Annotated in this window: 4 protein-coding genes; 3 read left to right on the top strand and 1 reads right to left on the bottom strand. The window is 61.0% G+C overall.

Annotated elements, in window-relative coordinates; genetic code table 11:
• Both C0V97_RS17245 and C0V97_RS17240 read left to right on the top strand, forming a co-directional pair.
• A partial coding sequence (locus tag C0V97_RS17245) for a transketolase-like TK C-terminal-containing protein (RefSeq protein WP_305007245.1) occupies positions 1–1,163 on the top strand: 1,163 nt, incomplete at its 5' end.
• Positions 1,164–1,223: 60 nt separating this feature from the next.
• Entirely contained in the window at positions 1,224–1,991 is a 768-nt protein-coding gene (locus tag C0V97_RS17240; RefSeq protein WP_127103290.1) for an SDR family oxidoreductase, read from the top strand.
• Positions 1,992–2,435: 444 nt separating this feature from the next.
• Here C0V97_RS17240 and C0V97_RS17235 read toward each other — a convergent pair whose 3' ends face one another.
• Positions 2,436–2,918 (bottom strand): Lrp/AsnC family transcriptional regulator, encoded by a 483-nt coding sequence (locus C0V97_RS17235; RefSeq protein ID WP_127103322.1) that lies wholly within the window; start codon positions 2,916–2,918, stop codon positions 2,436–2,438.
• 169 nt (positions 2,919–3,087) lie between these two features.
• Here C0V97_RS17235 and C0V97_RS17230 point away from each other — a divergent pair.
• On the top strand, positions 3,088–3,421 hold a 334-nt coding region (locus C0V97_RS17230), incomplete at its 3' end, for a thiamine pyrophosphate-binding protein (RefSeq protein WP_255424195.1).

Here is a 3,421-nt window from a genome sequence, read left to right as displayed (position 1 = left end):
TCCCCGAGGCTATCGCCCTTGACTGGGATCACCGCCCGGCGGGCGCGGCGGCTGAATCTGCCTGGAATGATCTGTTCACGCGTTATCGCGACGAATATCCCGAGCTGGCCGCCGAATTTATCCGTCGCCAGAACAGGGCTTTTCCTCAGGGCTGGGACAAGCTTTCTCGCGATTTCGTCGCCGCACTCCAGGCCGCACCGAAAGACATCGCGTCCCGCAAGGCCTCGCAGAATGCCATCGAGGCTTTCGCCCCCCATCTACCTGAGATGTTTGGAGGCTGCGCCGATATCACACCGAGTTGCCTGACGCGCTGGTCCGGCTCTTCCTCGGTCTGCTTCGACCCTGCCGGAAATTATGTCGATTACGGTGTGCGCGAATTCGGCATGGTCGCCATGGCCAACGGCATCGCGCTGCATGGCGGTCTCATGCCCTACACCGCCACCTTCCTGATGTTCATGGAATATGCGCGTAATGCCGTGCGTATGGCCGCGCTGATGAAGCAGCGTCAGGTGCTGGTCTACACCCATGACTCCATCGGACTGGGCGAAGACGGCCCTACCCACCAGCCTGTGGAACAACTGGCCTCGCTGCGTCAGACCCCGAACATGGTCACCTGGCGTCCCTGCGACCAAGTGGAAACCGCCATTGCCTGGGTCAGTGCGCTCGAACGTCTCGATGGCCCCACCGCCTTCTCACTGTCGCGCCTGCCGCTCAAACAGCAGGAACGCACTGCTTCGCAGCTGCGCGATGCCTGGCGCGGTGGCTATATCCTCTCCGACTGCGCGGGCACACCGGATCTGATCCTGATCGCCACTGGCTCGGAAATGACCCTGGCCCTCGACTCCGCTCGGGCCCTGCGTGCGCGCAACATCGCCGTACGCGTCGTTTCCATGCCCTCACCCGAAACCTTCGATGCGCAGGATGCAGGCTATCGTGAGAGCGTTCTGCCCGACGGCATGCGCGCCCGTATCGCCATCGAAGCCGCCAGCACCCTCTACTGGGCGCGCTATGTCGGGCTCGATGGCGACGTGATCGGCATGACAGGCTTTGGCGAGTCCGGCCCTGCCGAGGATCTCTTCCGTCATTTTGGCTTCACGACTGACAATGTGGTTGCCCGTGCAGAAGCGCTTCTTGCCCGTCACGCCGCTCGCGCCAAGGCCTGATCTTCCTTTTTCACAGGGCGGATCACGAAATCGCCGCCCTCACTCAGACTGGATATCTCCATGGATCTTTTCGATCTCTCCGGCGACATCGCCTTCGTGACCGGCGCAGGCAGCGGCATCGGCCAGCAGATTGCCATCGGCCTCGCCGAGGCTGGCGCCTCGGTCGCCTGTTTCGACCTTCCCGGCTCACGCAAGGGACTTGATGAGACCGCCGACCGTATTCGCGGCCTCAAGCGCGCCGCCCTGGTCTGCACCGGCGATGCCACCGACGAAACCAGCCTGGCCGATGCTATCGCAGCAACCCAGTCCGAGCTCGGCCTGCTCTCGGTTGCCGTCAACGCCGCAGGAATTGCCAATGCCGCCCCTGCCGAGGAAATGGACCGCGACCAGTGGCAGCGCGTGCTCGATATCAACACGACCGGCGTCTTCCTCTCCTCTCAGGCAGAAGGGCGCGCCATGTTGGCCAATGGCCGCGGGTCGATCGTCAATATTGCTTCGATGTCGGGCGTGATCGTCAATCGCGGGTTGATGCAGGCCCATTACAATGCCTCCAAGGCCGCCGTCATCCATCTCAGCAAAAGCCTGGCCATGGAATGGGCCACGCGCGGCATCCGTGTGAACACCATCAGCCCAGGCTATACCGCCACCCCCATGAATACCCGCCCCGAATGGGCAGAGCGTGTGAAGGTCTTCGAAAACGACACCCCCATGAACCGCATCGCTGCACCGCGCGAGATGGTCGGACCGGCAATTTTCCTCTCTTCTCGCGCTGCGTCCTTCTGCACCGGGGTCGATCTTCTGGTGGATGGGGGATTTTGCTGCTGGTAAAAAGGTTCAGGGCTCTGCCCTGAAACCCGCAAAGGGGCGTTGGCCCCTTTGATCCCGATTTTTTGGTTCATGGGTGCCCTGCTGATCGGCGAGAATCCCGTTCGAGCCACGCGCCCGTGGCGATTCTTATCGGAGCCGTCCGAGGGTCACCTATAGCAGCACCGCCGGGAGGTTGAGGGCTCAACCTAAAGACCGTCAAACAGGCGGCGGGTCTGTTGCACACGCTATCCAAGGGTATTGCCCATTGGACAATCCCGGACTTATCCGACCCGGGGCAGGGCAAGCTCGATTTCTCGGCCACTCGACCCGGACATAGCAATCCATTGTCCGGCTTGTGCGCGCCGACCATTTCACTGTTTGTCGTTGCGGCCTCGCTGCCGGTGCGGCTGCTCGGGGCTCTGGCCTGGCCACCGACCGGATGGACATAGATCTCCCCGCATCCCGCTAGCTGGGGGTAAGGCGCTCAATGGGGAGTTCAAGCGTATGCTTGATTTCCGACAGCGCAACCATGGAATTGACCTCCTGAATGCCTGGGATCAGGGCCAGCCTTTTCAGGAAGAACTGTTCATAGGATTCGATATCGCGCGTCACGATACGCAGGATGAAATCGACCGAACCCAACAGCACATAGCAATCCTGTACCTCGGGAAATTCACGGATAGCCTCTTCGAACGCCGCCAGATTGGCGCGCGCATGGGCCGTCAGCTTCACCAGCGCGTAAAGCTGGGCATTCAGCCCGATCTTCCTCCGATCCACCAGATAGACCTGTTTCTGCAAGATCCCGGCATCCTTGAGCCGCTGGATGCGCCGCCAGCATGGTGCCTGTGACAGCCCGACCGCCTCAGCCAGCTCCGCCGTGGATCGCGACGCATCCTTTTGCAGAAGCTGCAGCAAATGGCGGTCGATCGCGTCCAGATCTTCGAGCATCAGCATCTCACCCTATCAGGTTTTAGCGCATAACTTATGCATATTCATGGGATTAATCTCCATGAAAACGCAATTTTTATCAGCGTTAAGCATGATACCGTGCGGTCAGCGGGACATTCCAGACTTGAGGCGCTCCCCGAACGAAACGCCTCTCCACAGGATCCAGACCATGACAGCTAGCTTTGCCAGAACAAGCGCCCTCGAAGCCCGCAGCGGTGCGGATATCCTGCTCGAAATTCTCGCCAGTGAAGGGGTCGAGTATATCTTTGGCAATCCCGGAACCACCGAGTTGCCGCTGATGGACAGCCTGCTGCGTCGTCCGGATATCCGCTATATCCTCGCCCTGCAGGAAGCGAGCGCCGTGGCCATGGCCGATGGCTACGCACAGGCCGCTGGCAAGCCGGGCTTCCTGAATCTCCATACCGCCGGTGGCCTCGGCCATGGTATGGGGAATCTGTTGAATGCGCATGTCTCCCAGACGCCCCTCGTCGTTACGGCGGGCC

The sequence above is a fragment of the Asaia sp. W19 genome (genome assembly GCF_003994335.1).
Classification (GTDB): Bacteria; Pseudomonadota; Alphaproteobacteria; order Acetobacterales; family Acetobacteraceae; genus Asaia.
Note: the sequence above shows the minus strand (reverse complement) of the source record. Positions and strands in the feature narration are given on the sequence as shown.

What these genes read in the sequence shown, in the direction of transcription:
- C0V97_RS17235 (WP_127103322.1), bottom strand. Translation starts at nt 2,918, where the DNA reads ATGCTCGAAGATCTGGACGCGATCGACCGCCATTTGCTGCAGCTTCTG.
- C0V97_RS17240 (WP_127103290.1), top strand. Translation starts at nt 1,224, where the DNA reads ATGGATCTTTTCGATCTCTCCGGCGACATCGCCTTCGTGACCGGCGCA.